The sequence below is a fragment of the Pseudomonas sp. GW823-FHT05G12 genome, assembly GCF_058795575.1.
In genome coordinates, this window is record NZ_CM179501.1 from 5230381 (window position 1) to 5249763 (window position 19383).

13 protein-coding genes, 1 other RNA gene and 1 pseudogene are annotated in these 19383 nt (G+C 61.5%); 5 read left to right on the top strand and 10 right to left on the bottom strand.

Annotated elements, in window-relative coordinates; translation table 11 throughout:
- Nucleotides 1-6: 6 nt before the first annotated feature.
- From AC3RCM_RS23910 to AC3RCM_RS23925, 4 genes are all read left to right on the top strand, one after another.
- Nucleotides 7-2817, top strand: coding sequence for an FAD-binding and (Fe-S)-binding domain-containing protein (locus tag AC3RCM_RS23910; protein WP_492629184.1), 2811 nt, complete (start codon nt 7-9; stop codon nt 2815-2817).
- Between the two features lie 776 nt (nt 2818-3593).
- Nucleotides 3594-3884: a PA2433 domain-containing protein gene (locus AC3RCM_RS23915; protein ID WP_004576166.1), complete on the top strand. Its 291-nt coding sequence runs from the start codon at nt 3594-3596 to the stop codon at nt 3882-3884.
- Between the two features lie 99 nt (nt 3885-3983).
- Nucleotides 3984-4375: a transfer-messenger RNA gene (ssrA, locus tag AC3RCM_RS23920) on the top strand.
- 186 nt (nt 4376-4561) lie between these two features.
- Nucleotides 4562-5818 (top strand): integrase domain-containing protein, encoded by a 1257-nt coding sequence (locus AC3RCM_RS23925; RefSeq protein ID WP_492629185.1) that lies wholly within the window; start codon nt 4562-4564, stop codon nt 5816-5818.
- 129 nt (nt 5819-5947) lie between these two features.
- Here AC3RCM_RS23925 and AC3RCM_RS23930 read toward each other — a convergent pair.
- The 6 genes and pseudogenes from AC3RCM_RS23930 to AC3RCM_RS23955 form a co-directional block, all read right to left on the bottom strand.
- Nucleotides 5948-6219, bottom strand: a pseudogene (locus AC3RCM_RS23930) (hypothetical protein).
- Between the two features lie 76 nt (nt 6220-6295).
- Nucleotides 6296-7300: an L-glyceraldehyde 3-phosphate reductase gene (mgrA, locus tag AC3RCM_RS23935; RefSeq protein ID WP_492629186.1), complete on the bottom strand. Its 1005-nt coding sequence runs from the start codon at nt 7298-7300 to the stop codon at nt 6296-6298.
- A complete protein-coding gene (locus AC3RCM_RS23940; protein WP_492629187.1) occupies nt 7297-8370 on the bottom strand; it encodes an ABC transporter substrate-binding protein in 1074 nt (357 codons plus the stop codon). Before AC3RCM_RS23940 ends, mgrA begins: the two co-directional genes overlap by 4 nt.
- Nucleotides 8367-9191 carry a TauD/TfdA family dioxygenase gene (locus AC3RCM_RS23945; RefSeq protein WP_492629188.1) on the bottom strand — a complete coding sequence of 275 codons (825 nt, stop codon included), beginning with the start codon at nt 9189-9191 and terminating at the stop codon, nt 8367-8369. The genes AC3RCM_RS23940 and AC3RCM_RS23945 overlap by 4 nt, the downstream gene beginning before the upstream one ends.
- A gap of 24 nt (nt 9192-9215) precedes the next feature.
- Nucleotides 9216-11414, bottom strand: a complete 2199-nt coding sequence (locus AC3RCM_RS23950; RefSeq protein ID WP_492629189.1) for a TonB-dependent receptor — start codon at nt 11412-11414, stop codon at nt 9216-9218.
- Nucleotides 11415-11641: 227 nt separating this feature from the next.
- Nucleotides 11642-14101, bottom strand: coding sequence for a beta-glucosidase (locus tag AC3RCM_RS23955; protein ID WP_492629190.1), 2460 nt, complete (start codon nt 14099-14101; stop codon nt 11642-11644).
- A gap of 313 nt (nt 14102-14414) precedes the next feature.
- Here AC3RCM_RS23955 and AC3RCM_RS23960 point away from each other — a divergent pair, with 313 nt between their 5' ends.
- The gene (locus tag AC3RCM_RS23960; RefSeq protein WP_492629191.1) at nt 14415-15371 is read left to right on the top strand and encodes a LysR family transcriptional regulator; all 957 of its coding nucleotides are present in this window, start codon (nt 14415-14417) and stop codon (nt 15369-15371) included.
- Nucleotides 15372-15762: 391 nt separating this feature from the next.
- On the opposite strand, the gene AC3RCM_RS23965 is transcribed toward AC3RCM_RS23960, so the two are convergent.
- From AC3RCM_RS23965 to AC3RCM_RS23980, 4 genes are all read right to left on the bottom strand, one after another.
- On the bottom strand, nt 15763-16164 hold the full coding sequence (locus tag AC3RCM_RS23965) for an ExbD/TolR family protein (RefSeq protein WP_008055381.1): 402 nt from the start codon (nt 16162-16164) through the stop codon (nt 15763-15765).
- Between the two features lies 1 nt (nt 16165).
- Entirely contained in the window at nt 16166-16891 is a 726-nt protein-coding gene (locus tag AC3RCM_RS23970) for a MotA/TolQ/ExbB proton channel family protein (RefSeq protein ID WP_019691759.1), read from the bottom strand.
- A 44-nt stretch (nt 16892-16935) separates the two neighbouring features.
- Nucleotides 16936-17745, bottom strand: a complete 810-nt coding sequence (locus AC3RCM_RS23975) for an energy transducer TonB (protein WP_492629192.1) — start codon at nt 17743-17745, stop codon at nt 16936-16938.
- Nucleotides 17746-18018: 273 nt separating this feature from the next.
- Nucleotides 18019-19362, bottom strand: a complete 1344-nt coding sequence (locus tag AC3RCM_RS23980; protein WP_492629193.1) for an aryl-sulfate sulfotransferase — start codon at nt 19360-19362, stop codon at nt 18019-18021.
- Nucleotides 19363-19383 lie beyond the last annotated feature (21 nt).

Consider the following 19383-nt stretch of genomic DNA (forward strand, 5'->3'; position numbering starts at 1 on the left):
GACTGCATGAGCCTGCCCGCCGCGTTCCTGCGTGATGCCGAGCGCCTGATCCCCGCCGAACGCCGCTTCGACGACCCCACCTCCACCCTGGCCTTCGGCACCGACGCCAGCTTCTACCGCTTGATCCCCAAGCTGGTGGTGCGCGTCGAGTCCGAGGACGAAGTGGTCGGCCTGATCAAACTGGCCCAACGCGAGCGGGTGCCGGTCACCTTCCGCGCTGCCGGCACCAGCCTGTCTGGCCAGGCCATCAGCGACTCGGTGCTGATCGTGCTCGGCGATAACTGGAACGGCCGCGAAATCCGTCGCCAGGGCGAGCAGATTCGCCTGCAACCCGGCGTGATCGGTGCCCAGGCCAATGCCTGGCTGGCCCCCTTCGGGCGCAAGATCGGCCCCGACCCGGCCTCGATCAACGCCTGCAAGATCGGCGGCATCGTCGCCAACAACGCCAGTGGCATGTGCTGCGGCACCGCGCAAAACACCTACCACACCCTGGCGGGCCTGCGCCTGGTGCTGGCCGACGGCACCCGCCTGGACAGCGAAGACCCGGCCAGCGTCGCCGCCTTCGAAAGCAGCCACGCCGAGCTGCTGGAAGCACTGGCCCGCCTGGGCCGCGAAACCCGCGCCAACACCGCGCTGGCCGAACGTATCCGGCACAAATACAGGCTGAAGAACACCACAGGCCTGTCACTGAACGCACTGGTGGACTACGACCAGCCGCTGGACATCCTGCAGCACCTGCTGGTCGGCTCGGAAGGCACGCTGGGCTTCATCAGCGCCGTCACGTACGACACCGTGCCCGACCACCCGCACAAGGCCAGCGCCCTGCTGGTGTTCCCCAGCGTTGAAAGCTGCTGCCGCGCGGTACCCGTGCTCAAGCAGCAGCCGGTCTCGGCCGTGGAACTGCTCGACCGCCGCAGCCTGCGCTCGGTGCAGAACATGCCCGGCATGCCGCTGTGGGTAAAAGGCCTGTCGGACAATGCCTGCGCCCTGCTGATCGAATCCCGCGCCGCCAGCCAGAGCCTGCTGCACGAGCAACTGCAGCAGATCATGGCCTCGATCGCCGACTTCCCGCTGGAACAGCAGGTGGACTTCAGCGAAGACCCGGCCGTGTACAACCAGCTGTGGAAAATCCGCAAGGACACCTTCCCCGCCGTCGGTGCCGTGCGCCAGACCGGCACCACGGTCATCATCGAAGACGTGACCTTCCCCGTCGAGCAACTGGCCGAAGGCGTCAACCGCCTGATCCAGCTGTTCGACAAGCATCACTATGACGAAGCGATCATTTTCGGCCACGCGCTGGAAGGCAACCTGCACTTCGTCTTTACCCAAGGTTTCAACAGCGCCGAAGAAGTCGCCCGTTACCAGGCGTTCATGGACGATGTGGCGCAGCTGGTGGCGGTGGAGTTTGGCGGCTCGCTCAAGGCCGAGCACGGCACCGGGCGCAACATGGCGCCCTTCGTGGAGCTGGAGTGGGGCCACGATGCCTACCAGCTGATGTGGAAGCTCAAGCGCCTGCTCGACCCCAACGGCATCCTCAACCCCGACGTGGTGTTGAGCGAAGACCCGGATATCCACCTGAAAAACCTCAAGCCGCTGCCTGCCGCCGACGAAATCGTCGACAAGTGCATCGAGTGCGGCTTCTGCGAACCGGTGTGCCCGTCCAAGGGCCTGACCCTCAGCCCGCGCCAGCGCATCGTCATGTGGCGTGACATCCAGGCCAAGCAACGCGCCGGCATCGATACCCGTGAACTGATGCAAAGCTACCAGTACCAGGGCATCGACACCTGCGCCGCTACCGGCCTGTGCGCCCAGCGCTGCCCGGTCGGCATCAATACCGGCGAGCTGGTGAAGAAACTGCGCAGCCAGGCCGCCGACCACGCTAAAACCGCCGACTGGCTGGCCGAGCATTTCCACACTGCCCTAAGCGGTGCGCGCCTGACCCTGACCGCCGCCAACACCGCACGCAAGCTGCTAGGCGCCCCGCGCCTGGGCCGCCTGAGCGCCTCGCTGAGCAAAGCCAGCAAAGGCCGCCTGCCCCAATGGACCCCGGCCATGCCGCAACCGCTGCGCCCGCTGGCCTTCGGCGCGACCAGCAACGACGCCCGCCCCCGCGTGGTGTACCTGGCCGCCTGCGTCTCCCGGGTAATGGGCCCGGCCTATGCCGACCGCGAGCAAAGCTCGCTGCTGGACAAAACCCGCGCCCTGCTGGAGAAGGCCGGTTACCAGGTGGTGTTCCCCGACAACGCCGACAGCCTGTGCTGCGGCCAACCGTTCGCCTCCAAGGGCTACCCCGAGCAGGCCGAACACAAACGCCAGGAGCTGATCACCGCCCTGCTGCACGCCAGCCGCGGCGGCCTCGACCCGATCTATTGCGACACCAGCCCCTGCACCCTGCGCCTGGTGCAGGACCTGGGCGAAACCCGGCTGGACCTGTACGACCCGGTGCGCTTCATCCGCACCCACCTGCTTGACCGACTGGAGTTCACCCCCCAGGACGAACCGGTAGCCGTGCACGTGACCTGCAGCACCCAGCACCTGGGCGAAAGCCAGGCCTTGATCGACCTGGCGCGGCGCTGCAGCAAACAGGTGGTGATCCCGGAAGGGATTCATTGCTGCGGGTTTGCCGGTGACAAAGGCTTTACCACCCCCGAGTTGAACGCCCACTCGCTCCGCAGCCTGAAGAACGCCGTGCAGTATTGCAGCGAAGGTATCTCCACCAGCCGCACCTGCGAGATTGGCCTGTCGAGCCACAGCGGCATCGACTACCACGGCCTGGTCTACCTGGTAGACCGCGTCACCCGGCCCCGCAGCCTCTAACGCGTTGATATAGGTGGGGAGCGCTGTGTAGGAGCGGGTTTACCCGCGAAGAGGCCGGCCCTGCTGGCCAATCTCTACCCGCCGCTCACCGTCGCAGCCACCACCGCATTCGCGGGTAAACCCGCTCCTACACCGATTGGTGGTGCCCACACATCGGTGGTTGTACACAGCCCCCCCGTAGGAGCGGGTTTACCCGCGAAGAGGCCGGCCCTGCTGGCCAATCTCTACCCGTCGTCCACCGTCGCAGCCACCACCGCATTCGCGGGTAAACCCGCCCCTACACCGATTGGTGGTGCCCACACAACGGTGGTTATACACAGCCCCCCCCCCCGTAGGAGCGGGTTCACCCGCGAAGAGGCCGGCCCTGCTGACCAATCCCCACCCGCCGTCCACCGTCGCAGCCACCACCGCATTCGCGGGTAAACCCGCCCCTACACCGATTGGTGGTGCCCACACATCGGTGGTTATACACAGCCCCCCCGTAGGAGCGGGTTTACCCGCGAAGAGGCCAGCCCTGCTGGCAAATCTCTACCCGTCGTCCACCGTCGCAGCCACCACCGCATTCGCGGGTAAACCCGCCCCTACACCGATTGGTGGTGCCCACACATCGGTGGTTATACACAGCCCGCCGTATCCGCGGGTTCACCCGCGAACACCGGCAACGCCGGTGCCATCCCCACCTCAATATCGCCCCGCCACATCCCGATGGAACCCCCGCCAATCCCCCGCAGTCCACCTTACAGGCCCACCTTCCAGAGGCCCCAGAGGAGACACCCATGAAAGGTACCGCACTTTCGGCCCTGTTCGCGGCCGCCACCCTGCTGGCTTCGCCGGTGTTCGCCGCCGATGACCTCTGCGCCGCCAACCTGCAAAAGATCGACGACAGCATGGCCACCGCCGGCGCCACTTCCGAAGGCCTGGACAAAGCCATCACCGAGCACGTCGACAAAGCCAAGGCCGCCCAGGCCTCGGGCGATACCAAGGAATGCATTGCCATTACCAGCAAGGTCCTGGAGCGCCTGGAAAAAACCGAGAAAGGCAGCGGCAGCAGCAGCGGCGGCGCGTAAGCCCAAAAGCGGGCGACTGGACCGGCTGTCGACGTCGCCCGCGCAATGGCGTATACTCCGTCCTACGCGCCGTAAGGTGCGTTAGCCAAGAGCTAGTGCGGGGCCGATTAGGATTCGACGCCGGTAGCGAAACTCTAGGTGCATGCCGAGTTGGTAACAGAACTCGTAAATCCACTGTTGCAACTTCTATAGTTGCCAATGACGAAACCTACGGCGAGGAATCCTACGCTCTCGCAGCGTAAGTGACCTTTGCTTCTGGTAGCTTCGGCTCCAGCAATCACTAGGGGATGCCTGTAAACCCGAAATGATTGTCATACAGAACAGGATCGTCGCGTAGCACGTTGTGGGCGAAGTGACTAAAACTTACACAACTCATCCAAAGCACCCTGCCCGTCGGGCGGCTGCGGATTAAATCAGTAGACACGGCTAAGCATGTAGTACCGACAGCGGAGTACTGGCGGACGGGGGTTCAAATCCCCCCGGCTCCACCACTTCAACATCTAAAGACGTCCACGGACGTCTTTTTTTTGTGCCTGAAATCCAGTAAACACAGGGGTTTCAGCGCTTATGGGAGCTTTGGAGGGTTTCTGAGTTCCAGCCGCTTTGGTATCCCAGGTGGTATCCCGGACTGCCAAATGCTATTTTCAGGATACCAAAACGGTGCTGGAGGTAGCCCCATGCCTACTAACGCAACCCGCCTCTCCGATCGCCAGCTCAAGGCAGTCAAGGCAACTGGTAAAGATTTCGTCCTCAGCGACGGCGATGGCTTACAGCTTCGAGTACGCGCGAGCGGCTCAATGATGTGGAATTTCAATTACCGCGAGCCGTTGACCAGAAGCCGTATCAACATGGCGCTTGGTCCATACCCCGACCTCTCGCTAGCCAACGCCCGGAAGAAAGCCGCAGAGGCGCGTGAGTTGCTCGCTTTGGGCACTGATCCCAAAACCCAGCGTGATGAGGTAAGGCAAGCCAAACTTGCTGAGACTGAACACACTTTCGAGAAGGTGGCCACCGCCTGGTTCGAGCTGAAGAAAGACTCTGTAACCAAAGCCTACGCCGAAGACATTTGGAGATCGCTGACGCTCCATGTTTTCCCAAGCATGAAAACAACGCCGCTCTCTAAAATCACTGCTCCGATGGTTATCAAGATCCTTCGTCCAATCGAGGCCAAAGGGAGCCTCGAAACCGTGAAACGATTGAGCCAACGACTCAACGAGATCATGACCTACGGGGTCAACTCCGGGCTGATATTCGCGAACCCCCTCAATGGAATTCGGGCGGTGTTCAAGAAACCCAAGAAAGAGAACATGGCTGCGCTACCACCTGAGGAGCTTCCCGAGCTCATGATGGAAATCGCGAACGCCAGCATCAAGCGCACGACCCGCTGCCTAATCGAATGGCAACTGCACACGATGACCCGCCCTGCCGAAGCAGCCACCGCGCGATGGGCAGATATCGACTTCGACAAGCGCATTTGGACCATTCCGCCAGAGCGCATGAAAAAGCGTCGGCCGCACACAATCCCTCTTACCGATCAGGCACTTTCTTTACTGGAGACACTCAAGCAACTCAGCGGTAACAGAGAGTACGTGTTCCCCTCAGATAGAAACCCCCGCACCCATGCCAATAGCCAGACCGCCAACATGGCATTGAAGCGCATGGGCTTTCAGGACCGTCTAGTCAGCCACGGCCTGCGCTCGATGGCGAGCACCATCTTGAATGAGCATGGCTGGGATCCGGAGCTGATTGAGGTCGCGCTGGCGCATGTCGACAAGGACGAAGTTCGTAGCGCCTACAACCGGACGGATTACATCGAACGCCGTCGTCCGATGATGGCTTGGTGGAGTGAACATATCCAGAAGGCGGCCACCGGCAGCCTGTCGGCATCGGCCATCAATCAAACCAGGGACCGCAACGTCGTACCGATTCGATGAGCACCCAAAGGTACGCGACGCCAGCTACAATCCGTGTCGTGCAGCAGGGCGACAGGAGTGACGACTGTCGCTAAATCTCTGGTATGCCTACGCCTCTTCAGCCAAGCCCCTCACGCTTAAAAGCGTCTATCAGACAACCACGAGTCGCGCCTTTCTGCGGCGGATCAACCCTGCTGTTAATTCGTAGTAGTAGACGGTCGCCGGTGCTGAGCAACGCAGATAGTGCTCCAGAAACCATCTCACGTGTTTGCTCCTCCAGGACCAGGGAGTTGCGCAACTCCAGCGCTCACGGATTACCTCGTGCATCCTTTCTGCTTGCCTGATGTGCCGCTGCCGCGTGGCATGCGCGCACCTTTGAGCACGGGGCTCAGAAACAACGTCATGTCGAACTCAGACTTCATTGCCGTCCTCCGATGTAGGCAGTCACCACGTCGATAACTCTTCTCGAGGGATTGCGCATAGACGTGGTGGACCGGATCAGGCATCGGCCAATTGCACTAACTCCTCTGCAGTGAATTCCAGATTGGTTAAGGCTTGCAGGTTTTCCATCAATTGCTCAGGTGTGCTGACACCCACCAACACCGAGGTGATTCGCGGGTCACGCAGCGTCCAGGAAAGTGCCAGTTGCGAGAGAGTTTGCCCGCGCCGAGCCGCCACGTTCTCAAAGGACTGAATACGCGCGTTTAGACTGTCGTTCAACACTTGCTCCGGCAAATAGTGGCTGCCCTTGCCAATACGCGAGTCCGCCGGGATACCTAGGGCGTACTTGCCCGAGAGCAATCCCTGAGCCAGCGGCGAGAAGCTGATCACCCCGGCCCCTCGATCCTGCGCACCTTGCAGCACGCCGTTAGTTTCAATCGACCGATCCAGCAAGTTGTACAGCGGCTGCTGGAGCACCAGCGGCACTTGGCGCGCGTTCAACAGCGCGGCAATTTCATCCGCCTGCTCTGCCGAGTAAGAAGAGATGCCGATGTACAGGGCCTTGCCCTGGCGCACCACGCAGGCTAATGCTTCAGCGGTTTCTTCTAGCGGCGTATCGGGGTCGAAGCGGTGGGAGTAGAAGACGTCAACGTAATCCAGGCCCAGCCGAGCCAGGCTGTGGTCGAGGCTGGCGATCAGGTATTTGCGTGAGCTGCCACCCTGCCCGTAAGGTCCGGGCCACATGTCCCAGCCGGCCTTGGTGGAAATGATCAACTCATCGCGATGGGCACCGAAGTCCTGACGTAACAACCGCCCCAAATTGCTTTCGGCACTGCCGTAGGGCACGCCGTAGTTGTTGGCGAGGTCGAAATGGGTGATGCCGTGATCGAACGCGGTACGCAAAATGTCGCGCTGGCGCGCCAGCGGTGTGTCGTCGCCAAAGTTGTGCCAGAGCCCGAGTGACAGTGCTGGCAACAACAAGCCGCTGCGACCGGCGCGACGGTAATCACGACCCTGATAGCGTTGCGGGTCGGCGGTGTAAGAGGTGTGCGGTTGACTCATTGCGCGGTGTCCTTGGTGATCGTCCAGCGATACTCGCTCGCCGGTTTCCAGGCATCGCTGAGCTGGGTTTGCTGCAGTGCCTGTTGAAGAATGGAGGGTTCAACCCACTGGTCCACATCGAACGGCTTGCGGATCAGTCGGGCATCCGTGGCCAGCTGCACGTCCTTGCGCAGCACACTTAGGTAGTGCTCGTCCAGCAAGGGCGAATAGATAAAACCCAGATCGCCACCGGCCAGCGCCTCGGTCAGCACCGCTGCCGGGTAAGCCGACTGTTCGACGCTGAGGTCGATCTGCGCCTGGCGATTTTTTTCCTGCGAGAGCCAATCCAGTGCTTGGGCAACCACCTCGACCAACCGGAGTGCGGCTTTCGGATGGGCGTCAATAAACGCCTGAGTCACTACCAATCCGCCCTGCCCCGCGCCCTTGCCATTAAGCTGCTGACTACCCAACGGGATTTCGATCAACCCCTTCTGCTTCAGCGCAAACAGCCGCGCCGGCGCCCAGCTGGCATCGATCTGGCGAGCTGCCAGAGCTGCATTTACCGCGTTGAAGTCGAGATTGATCAGCTTGACGTCACGTTCTTGCAAACCGGCGCTGGCCAGGACGTCGATCAAGGCGAGATGGTCGGCGGTGCCGCGCAAAATGCCGACGCGCTTGCCCTTCAGGTCTTCGATTCGCTGAATGCCGGAGCCGGGAACCACGCCGAGGTAGCCGTTGGTGGCGCGGCCCGTTGCCATTAACAGTCGGGTCTGCAAGCCACTGGCACGCCCGATGATCGAGGCCAGGTCACCGAGAAACGCCACATCCAGTTGGCCGTTGGACATGGCTTCGTTGATCAGTGGGCCGGCACCCTTGAAGAAGTGCCACTGCACTTTGATGCCATCGGCGACAAAGGCGTCTTCGAGCATGTGCCGGGTGTACAGGACATCTGCCACCGGGCCACCGCTGACTTTCGCCCCAGCGCTCAGGTCCGGGCCGGCGATGCGAATGGTCAGATCCTCCGCTTGTGCCAGCGCCATGAACGCCGTCAATGGCACAGCCAGCCAATATTTCAATCTACGCAACTTCATACAGGTCTTGCCTCTTCCAATACCGCCGCACGCCGCACCCGACGGCGCGCCGGAAAGTAGTCGGCCACCGCCAGGTGCTGCGTGCTGCGGTTATCCCAAATCGCCACGGTATTTTGCTTCCAGCGCCAACGCATCTGAAATTCCGGAATTTGCAGATGCTGCAGCAGCAACGCCAACAGATGTTCGGACTCCAACCGCGACAAGCCGGCAATGTGCGTGGTAAAGGCGCGATTGACATAAATCGACTTGTTGCCCGACACCGGATGTGTGCGGATCACCGGGTGCACGGTGGGTCGCGGCATCACCCGCCGCAGGCTTTCCAGCCCTTCGATGTCCAGCGCGGCATCCGGACTCCTCGCGTTGCAGAAGTCATGCACCGCTCTCAACCCACCGAACACTTCCTGCAACGGTGCCGACAGCGCGCGATAGGCGGCCTCGGTGTCGATCCACAGGGTATCGCCGCCGACTTCGGGAATTTCCTCGGCGTACAGAATGCCCAGCTTCAACGGGCGCTCGGCGAAGGTCACGTCGGCGTGCCAGGTGTCGTTGGCACCCTTGCGCTTGTCGTCGTAGGCGAAGACCGCCAGTTCGCGCACCGCAGGGTCGGCGTCGAACACCGGGTGCACGTGCAGTTCGCCCAGGCGCTCGGCAAAGGCCTTTTGTTGCGCGGCGCTCCAGTGCTGGTCTTCGAAGAACAGCACTTTATGCGCCACCAGGGCCGATTCGATCTGCGCCAGGGTCCCGTCGTTGACAGAGGCCAGGTCGATACCGCTGACTCGGGCTCCGAGCAGCGGGTTCACACGTTCCAGGGTCAAGCTCATGGTTTTTCTCCAGCCTTGGGAGGGTCAGAAATCTTTGCGCAGTTGCACGCCGAAGTAGCGCTCATCGTCTCGAGGAACGACACGCGTAGTACTGGCACCCGACGACAGCACGGGGGAATAGGATTTGTCGGCCAGATTTTTGCCGACGAGCGCTACGCGCCAACCGGCGTTGTAATCCGCCAGAGCCACACTGGCGCCCCACAGGCCGAAAGCGCCCTGCACGCTGTTGGGGTTCTGGTCGAGGCTGTATTGAACCTCGCCCTGCCAGCTGTAATCGGTGCCTAGCTCCACGTCCCAACCGTTGTCCAGCGGGATGGTGTAGTCCGCCCGCACATAGCTTTTCCAGTCCGGCGTAAAGGGCAACGGTTTGCCGTTGATGTTGCAGCTTGCAGCGGCGCCCGACGGGCATTCGAAGGCGTCGATACGCGCCCGGGTGTAGGCCAGCGCGCCGGAAATTTTCAGGCGCTGGGTCGCCTGCAACGCGTAGTCCAATTCCACGCCTTCACTGGTCACCGAGCCGGCGTTGATCAGGCGGGTCACCACCGAAGTGCCGACCACGTCGAAAAAGTTGGCCTGGTAGTTGTCGTATTTGGAATGGAACACCGCCAGGTTGGCGGTCAGGCGATTGTTCCAGGCGCTGCTCTTGAGACCCAGCTCATAGGTGTCGGAGGTTTCCGGATCGAGCGGTTCGAGGTCCACTGCTTGCATGTTGAAGTAGACGTTGTAGGCCGGCCCTTTATAGCCCCGTGAGTAGGTGACGTAAGAGGTCAGGTTGTCGTTGATGTCGTATTGCAGGCCGAGGCGCCCGGACACACCCGAGTCGTCATGGGACCCCTTGCTGGCGAAGGATGGGCGCACGGAATTGACTTCGACGCGTGAGGTGGAGACGCGTCGATGGGCGTATTCGATCTCGTCCAACGTCCAGCGCAGGCCGAAGATCCCGCGCAGGTCGTCACGGAAGTTCAGGGTCGTTTCGCCAAATACCGCGTAGCTGTTGTTGGTGGCGCTGTAGTCAGCGCGGCCACTGTTGGGCACCGAATTGTTGACGGACAGACGCCGATAGGTTTCTTCTGACTTGCCATGGAACAGGTAAGTCCCAAGCACGTATTCGGCGAACTGGCCCTTGGGCGAGGTCAGGCGAAACTCCTGGCTGAACTGGTCATAGTCGACCTCACCTTTGTCGTGCACGGCGGTAATGGGCAAGGCAGCCAGGTAGTCGTTGTCCTGGTATTGGGTGTTGTCCCATCCGCGCCAGGCGCTGATCGAGGTCAAAGCGTAGTCGGCCAGCGACCAATCCGCCTGCAGCGACAAGCCACGGTTGGTGTCTTCGACGTAGGTCTTGTAGTCACTCTTGATCTTGCGGTTATCGTCGCCCGGCACCACTGGCGATATCGCCGCCGCCACTGCGGCGCTGGGTTTGACCAGCACCGACGGCGTATCGTTTTCGCCGTCACTGTAATCGCCGATCAAGGTGAACTTGAAGTCGTCCTGGGGTTGGAACTGCAACTTGCCGCGCACACCTTTGCGCTCATACCCATTGGTGTCGTGACCATTGACGACGTTTTCGACGTTGCCGTCGTACTCGCCGAACGAGGTCGTGAGCGAGCCCTTGAGCGTGTCGTTCAAGCGCCCGCCGAGGCCGAAGCGGACACGGTTTTCGTTGCCGCCGCCGAAGTGCGAGTAATCGACGAAGCCGTGGGTCTCGTCCTGTATGTCGCGGGTGACGATGTTGAGCACGCCGGCCGAAGCGTTCTTGCCAAACAGCGTGCCCTGAGGGCCACGCAACACTTCAATGCGGTCCACATCCAGCAGGTCTAGGGTCGATTGGCCCGGACGGGCGTAGACCACCCCGTCGATCACCGTCGCGACACTCGGCTCCACGCCAGGCGAAGTGGAAATGGTGCCGATGCCCCGCACGAACAGCGAGCTGTCCTTGTTCGAAGCGCTGGTGCGGTAGTTCAGCGTCGGAATCTGCTGAACGATCGATCCGACACTGTTGCGGTTGTCCCGCTCCAGTTGCTCGCCGTCCACCACCGTGACGGCCACCGGGACCTTTTGCAGCGACTCTTCACGGCGTGTAGCGGTGACCGTCACCGACTTGAGCGTCGGCGCGGCCTGGCTACCTTTTTCGGCGGCCGGCTCGTCGCTCTGGGCATATGCGCTGGGCAGGCATAACAGCCCGAGCAAGGCGCCTCGATGGAGGGTGGTGGTGATTGGCTTCATTGATCTGATCCCCGGGTGTTTTTTATGGCAGCCGCTTCCGACACTCGCCGACGCTAGAGGCGTGCGGTCGGTGTTGTGGCTTCCCGTGATCGGGTCAGGTCGTAAGGTGGCAAGGCACGGTGGTGAGCGGGAGCACAGTTGCTTCCGCTGGACGCTGTTTTAGCAGCGGGGCCCACCGGCTGTACAAGCCGAAAATCTCATGCCTCTCATGCATTCCGCGTCTGACGTCATTCGAGGCGGGCGCTCACGTCACCCGTAAGCAGGATCTCCCGGGACGAATCCCCCACCTGCACGGTGTAGCTACCGGCTAGCACCTGCCAGCGTCGTTGGTTTTGATCGAAGGTGGAAAACGCTCGCTGATCCAGCTCGAACGCCACTTCCCGGCGTTCACCCGGTTCCAGGTACAGGCTGTCGAACGCCTTGAGCAAAGGCGTCGGCACCTGAGCCTGCAACGGATGACGCAGGTAAAGCTGCGGCACGACGGTGCCGGCGCGCGGGCCGGTGTTGGTCACGGTGAAACGCACTTGCAGCGCTTTTAAGCCCTTGAACGTGCCATCGGCAGCGGGCTTCGCGACCTCGAACTGCGTGTTGGAGAGTGTCAGGTCGGCATACTCGAAACGGGTATAGGACAAACCATAACCGAACGGGTAGGCTGCTGCCGGTGCGGCGGCGCGATTGTGGTGGCGGTAGCCGGTTGCCAGGCCCTCGGGATACCGCGCCACGGCGTTGACTCCAGGAAAACTGCTGAGGGCCGAAGTGGCCAGGTCAGCATCGCGCACGGGGAACGACACCGGAAGGCGTCCAGACGGATTGACCTCCCCGAACAGTACCCGAGCAATGGCCGCACCCGCGCGGGTGCCGCCGTACCAGGCTTCGATCAGCGCGGGCACTTGCCCTTGCCAGGGCAGGGTGACCGCACTGCCGGTGGTCAGCACCACCACCGTGCGTGGGTTGGCCGCCGCGACGGCCTTGATCAGGCGGTTCTGGTCATTGGGCAAGTCGAGACTCGGTCGGTCGTTGGCTTCGCTGGCCAGATCTCGCGCCAGCACAATCACTACATCCGCTTGCCGCGCGGCCTCCACCGCCGCCTGCATCCGCGCATCCAGCACGTCAGCGGGCGCCAGCAGGCCGACTTTCAAGTGGCTGCCAGCGGCCAACGGTTGGTGCTCCAGTTCGATCCGGTGCAGACCTGCCGTGAGGGCAATCGAACGCTGGACCCGGCTGTCCGGGCGTGATGAGTCGAGGGTCAGCACGGTGTTTCCGTCGATCTGCAAGCGGGCCACGCCTCCCCCGACAAGGTCAACGCCATAGTCGCCGTCAGCCGTGATGCGTAGATGCCCCTGCCAATTAACGCTCCGGACATTCGCGGGTGGCAGTTGGTAGCGGGACACGCTGGACAAAGCGAAATCCTCAAACCCTCGTGACGGGGTGAAACACAGGCAAGCATCAATCCGCTTCAGCGTTTGATTGCCCGTCGTGCGGTAGATCGCCTGAATCCCTGGCATGCCCTGCCCCTCGGTCTGCAGCATGGCCGCTGGCACCGGTGGGTAACCTGGCGCCACCGACACCGCTGACACGGTGTCGGTGCCTGGTTCGAACAGGATACGCGTCGCCGGCAGTTTGTCGCGCAACGCTTGCAACAGTGTGTCCTTGCCCTGCACGGCCGGGTTGGCCGGGCCGCCGCCGGTGCGGGTGTCGGCGGCGCTGGCACCGATCACCGCCAATGTGCCGATACCCGGTGCAAGCGGCAGCAGGTCGTGGCTGTTCTTCAGCAGCACAATGCTGCGCTCGGCGACCTGTTGCGCCTGGACCGCGTGGGCTTGCACGTCGGTGGCGATGCGTTGCGGCGGGTGGTCGAAAATGCCGTAGCGCATCATGGTTTCGAGGATGCGCAACACCGCCCGGTCCACTGCTGATTCAGGGAAATCGCCAGAGCGAACCGCCGCGATCAGTCGCTGGCCGAATTGGCTTTCCACACGGAACTCCTGATCCACGCCAATCCGCAGCGAGTCCAGGGTGTGGCTGGCGCCGGCGTCCGTGCGCACAATGCCGTTGAACCCCCACTGCGTGCGCAACAGTTTCTCGATCAAGTCCCGATCATCGCAGGCGTGCACGCCGTTGATCTTGTTGTAGGCGCACATCACCATCGCGACCTTGCCGTCCTGCACCACGTCCTGGAAGGGCGCCAGATACAGCTCGTTGAGCGTTCGCGGATCAATTCTGGCGTCGACCGTCAGCCGGTCCTTTTCCACGGTATTGACCGCGAAGTGCTTGGCATCGGCCAGTACCTGATGGCGCTGCACGCCCTGGACATACGCGGTAGCCATCGCCGAGACCAGCACCGGGTCTTCGCCGAAGGATTCGTGGGCACGCCCGTGGCGCGGGTCGCGCAGCACATCGACATTAGGGCCATGGATCACACCGTAGCCAAGATCGCGGGTTTCACGGCCGATCACATCGCCATAAGCCAGCGCCAAGGGGCGGGAAAAAGTTGCCGCCAAGGCGACCGTGGCCGGCATCTGCGTAACTGCAGTGCTGCCGATCATGATCCCGCTGGGCGCGTCGCCCTGGGTCATGGCGGGAATGCCTAAACGTGGGTTGCCTTTGACATACACCTGCCACTGCTGATGGCCCTCAACTTTGCTGCCATAGCCGTAGAGCAATGCCGACTTTTCTTCCAAGGTCATGGTGCCGAGCAGTTGTCGGGCTCTGGTGGCAGTCGGTTGCGATTGATCGGACCAAGGCGATTGCTCCGCCGCCACGGTTAATGCACAAGCGCTCAGGAGAAGCGCCAGTGCTCGGAATGGGTAAGGCATATCGGGGAAGTCCTCAAGCGACGAAATCAGCGAGGAAGGATATGGTTATAAAAAAATGATATTTAAACCAAAAAAGTTATTACTGTACCTTCTACCCGCCTGCTGTAGTCAGGGATATAGCCAGCGCCCCTACGCCTTGTGAAACGCATTCTATGCATCACCGTCATTCCCTATGAGACTGGTCATGGACTTGCATCAACTTCGACATTTTCTCGCCCTCGCCGAGCATGGCAACTTCACCCGCGCGGCACAGGCCACGTTCATTACCCAATCGGCGTTCAGCCGCAGCATTCAAGCGCTGGAGCAGAACCTCGGCTGTCAGTTGGTGGAGCGCGGCACCGGCGGTCGTGGTTTTGCCCTGACGGCCCAGGGCCGGGCCTTGCGCTGCCGCGCTCGCGAGATCATCGACGGGGTCAGCAGTTTGCGCGCCGACATCATCGGTCTGGAACAAGTGCCGGCACCGCTGCTGAGCCTGGGCTGCGGTCCTTTGCCCGCCGCACGCCTGGTGCCCGCCGCACTGGCCGAATTCGTCGATCGCTACCGCGACACCCGCATCGACCTGCGGGTGGATGTACCGGATGCACTCAAGGAATACCTGGACAACGGCGAGATCGAGTTTTTGATCGCCGACCTGCGGCATATCGAAACTAGCAAAGGCTACGTCACTCAGGCCTTGCGCCCGAGGCGTTTCCAGTTGTTCTGCCGCCGGCATCACCCCTTGCAGACGGCGGACGACCTGTCTTTTCGTGCACTGGCCGACTACCCGCTGGCCTGTTCGTCACTGCCCGCTGAGTTACGGGTGCTGCTGTTGGAACGCGCCGGCAGAGGTTCATTGCCTATCAATATGGAATGCAAGCACACCGACATCCTCATCCAGATGGTGACCAGTTCCGACTTGGTGGGCATTGCGGCAGAAGACGTGGTGGCCCATCTGGTGTCGCACGGCATCGTCGAACGCTTGAGTTTCGTCGATGCGCCGCGAGGGCTTCTGATCGGCGGCACGTGTTTCGGGGTGGTCTACCGGGCTGACAGGCGACTGTCCACGCGGGCTATGGACGTTATCGAAACCATCGGCCGTATCGACGCCACCTACACCGCAACCGATCCAGCCACGGCACAAACGTTCGATTTGGCCATCTAGCTGGCGGCTCGCACGGTCACTCCCCAAGGGTGATGACTGCCTACTCGACTTATCTGTGCACTGCGGCAGACGATGGACCTTCCTCGCTGCGGTGCAGCAACCTTTTCCCTTGGCCCACCTCATTGCGCCAGACCGCACCCTGCTGCAGCCCATGTCTGATGGGGCCCTGCGGTACTACACCGCGTGACAATCGGCGTGACAAAACCGATTCGACACGTCTCGCATTACTGCTGGCGAGCTAGAACTCAAAAAACCTTTAAGGAGCCCAGTAGCGCTGCCCCCTATTTACTGGATTTCAGGCACAAAAAAAGACGTCCGTGAACGTCTTTAGATGATGAAGAGGTGGGGCCGCACCCTGCCAAGGAGGCGGCCCCGGAAAATCGAAAATCTGTCAGCGCGCGGTGATCACCGACAACTTGGTAATCCCTGCCCGCTCAATCGACGCCATGGCCCGCGCCACTTCGCCGTAATTCACGCCGTCGTCGGCCTGCAGTTGCACCCGCACTTCGGGGTCCTTGGCCTTGGCCGCCTGTAGCTTGAACTCCAGCAAGTCCGGCTGGATTTCATCCTTGTTGATAAACAGCTTTCCGGCCCCGTCGATGCTCACCACCAGCGGGTCCTTCTGCTCCACCGGCGCCACGGCTTCGGTCTTGGGCAGGTTGATCGGGATCGCGTTGGTCAGTAGCGGCGCGGTGACAATGAACACCACCAGCAGTACCAACATGACGTCTACCAGCGGTGTCACGTTGATCTCGCTGAGCACTTCATCGCTGTCTTGCGTGGAGAAGGCCATGTCAGGAGGCCTCCTTGACTTTCTGACCGGCGACCGTGGCCCCGGACTTGCTCAATACCGGGTGCAACAGCACGCGGAACGAATGCTTCTGCGCCAGGCTGTAGAAGTCGTGGGCGAAGTCGTCCAGATCCGCCGCCGTCAGTTTCAAACGGCGCAAAAAGTAGTTGTAAACCAGCACCGCCGGTACGGCGACAGCGATCCCCACACCCGTGGCGACCAACGCCGCACCGATGGGGCCGGCGACTGTTTCCAGGCTTGCCGAGCCCGCTGCGCTGATGCCTTTCAACGCCTCCATGATTCCCCACACCGTGCCGAACAAACCAATGAACGGCGACGTACTACCAATACTTGCAACCACCGCCAACCCGGTTTCCAGCGAACGGCGCTCGCGCACGATCTGCTGACGCAAGGCCCGCTCCAGGCGATCCTGATGATTGATCGCCTGGCTCAAATCCGCCGCCAGTGGCGCCTCGCCCACCTGGATCGCCGCATAACCAGCCTGTGCCACCCGCGCCGCCGCGCCGGGTTGGGTTTCGGCTAATTCTGCCGCCGAATCGAGACTCGAAGCGGCCCAAAACCGGTTATGGAATTTGCGGTCCTGAGCTTTCAGGCGACCGAACTGCACACCCTTGAGCAACGCCAAGCCCCAAGTGGCGACGGAAAAAACCACCAGCAGCCAGATCACCGCGCTTTCGATGGATTCAAGTGGAGATGCCAATAACGTCATGGTGAATTCCTCGTGTAAACGTTTCGCGCGAATTAGGTTTCGGTTTAATGGATCTTGAAATCGATGGGTACGCTGACCCAGCCGTCCTGGGCGACATCACCCTGCTTGGCAGGCACAAAACTCCAGCGTTTCACGGCGCTTAATGCCGCCTCATCGAGGGCTTCGCGGCCGCTGCTTTTCTGAATTTGGATCTCGCCGGGTTTGCCGCTGGCCAGCACATGCACCCGCAACAACACCGTGCCTTCCCAACCGCGACGCTGGGCCAGCGACGGGTATTCCGGTGCCGGGTTTTTCAGGTACGCGGCGTTGGCCGAGGCAGGTGTCACAGGTGCGGGCGCCGGTGGTGCAGGTGGCGCCGAAGCCGCAACCGGAGCAGCCGGTTGTGGCGGCGCGGGCGGTTGCTCGATTGCTTTGGGCGCCGGTTTTGGTACTGGTTTGACCACTGGTTTTGGCTTGGGAATCGGTTTTGGCGGCGCCGGTTTGGCCGCCAGTTCATCCACCACTGGCGACGGCGGTTCCACCACCGGCTGCGGAGGTTGCGGTGGCGGCGGCTCGACCACTGGCGGCGCCGGACGCGAAAACTCGATGGTCATCGGCGGAATTTCCGGCGGCACGATCGGCAGAACTGTGGTCGGCTGCTGATTGACCCAGTAGATCACCGCGCCGTGCACCAGCAACGCCAGCACACCGAGCAGGATCGCTTCGCGTCGGCTCAGGATACCCTTGGGCGCTCGCTGCAAACGCAGCTGGCCCAAGGGCACGCGGTGTGCCCGCCCGAGGTCGACCAACTCGCCACCTGGCGCCTGGCGCCAAAGCACCTCGTGTGCGCTGGCGGCGGTCTGGACATTGCCCATTGATTTACTCCCTGCGATTTCTTTGCGAATTACCCGATACGCCGAACCCGACATCCCCGAACGACGTATCGATGGGTTAATCATTGAGCTAGACGCTTATCCCTGAAAGTTATTTTTATTATTGAAGCTAGACCTAAAACGAATATACAAACCACCCGATTCGCTGCAAGCCTTACCCCGTAAGGGCTCCGGCCAGGTGATCGAAACCACATGCTTTTTGGGCATTGAAAATATTCCAGGAGGGCATCGTTTTCGGCGCGCCAGCGACGCGGATCAGCGACTGGCACTCGTCTGCGGCACACCAAGTTCCGGCGCGATCACCGCCGTTTCCGAGCGCGGCGTACCTTTCGGCACCCAGTCGTAACTCACCGGCAGGGCGCGGTAGACCCAATTGCTGATGGCATCGCTGCCCGGCGCCTTGCCCAGATAAGGGCTGACGTATTCCCAGACGTTTTCACCGCTGGCCGTCACCTGGAAAAACCGTCCGTTCATGCCTTCATCGATCAACGTATTGCCGTTGGGCAAGCGTCGGGCGCTGCTGATGAATGAGCTGTAGAACGCCCAGCCTGGTTGTTTCGAGTTGGCGGCGCTGTATTGCCAGACGATCTCGTTTTTCAGCGGGTCGATTTCCAACACCCGCGAGCCGGAAATCAGCCCCAGAGTGACCGACGGATAACCCGCCGAGCCCTGGTTATCGAACACCAGCAGATTGCCTGCGCCCGGCAGGCCGGCGGGAATGATGTGGGCGTCATGCTGACCGACGAACTGATCCACCGGACGCGGCAGTTTTTGCGCAGTTTTAGGGTGGATCAGCGGCAGGTTCGGGCCGAGGCGCCAAACCACTTTGCCGCTGAGCTTGTCGATGATTGCGATGAAGTTGGCGTTGCGCGAATCGATCAGCAGGTTGTCCGGGCTGAAGCGTTTGTCGCCCGCGTCAAACCACTTGTTCGGCCCCACGAGACTGAGGTTATTGATGTGCAGGTAGTCCGGGTTGTCACTGGCGTGCACCAGTTTCAGTTGCTCTGGGGTAAAGCCGAATTCATCGAGGTGCTCAGACGCCAGCCACTGCCATTTGACCTCGCCCTTGGGGCTGACTTCGTAGATGGCGTCGTCGATGACTTCGGGCACTTTGAACCCGGCAACCTTGTGCACCTTGTTCGCCAGCACCACGGTGTTGCCGTTGCTCAAACGACGCTGGTCGTGGTGCTGCTGCGCGGCTCCGCCGGGTGCCTTGTCGCCCCATTGCCAGACCACTTTGCCGTTCCAGTCCAGCTCGCCGACGCTCTGATTGCCCAGACCATTGCCGGCCGAACCGAGTTTGCCGGGGTCCTTATCACTCAGTTGCAGCAATACATGACCGCGCTCACCACCCACCAGTTTCGGATCGATGATCGCCGAAGGAAAACCGGCCAGCGGCCAGGTTTTCACGTCGTTGCCGTTCATGTCGATCAGGTGCGTCTGTTTGTCGGCGCCGCTGAAAATCACGTACTGGTTGAAGGCCTTCGCCGGATCGTAGCGAGTGACACCGGTGGGGTAAACGCTAGGCGCCGCAAGGGCTCCGGCACTGACTACTACGCCGGACAACAACACGGATATAGCCGCTTTGATGCTCAACATGATGGTGCTCCTTGAATGTCA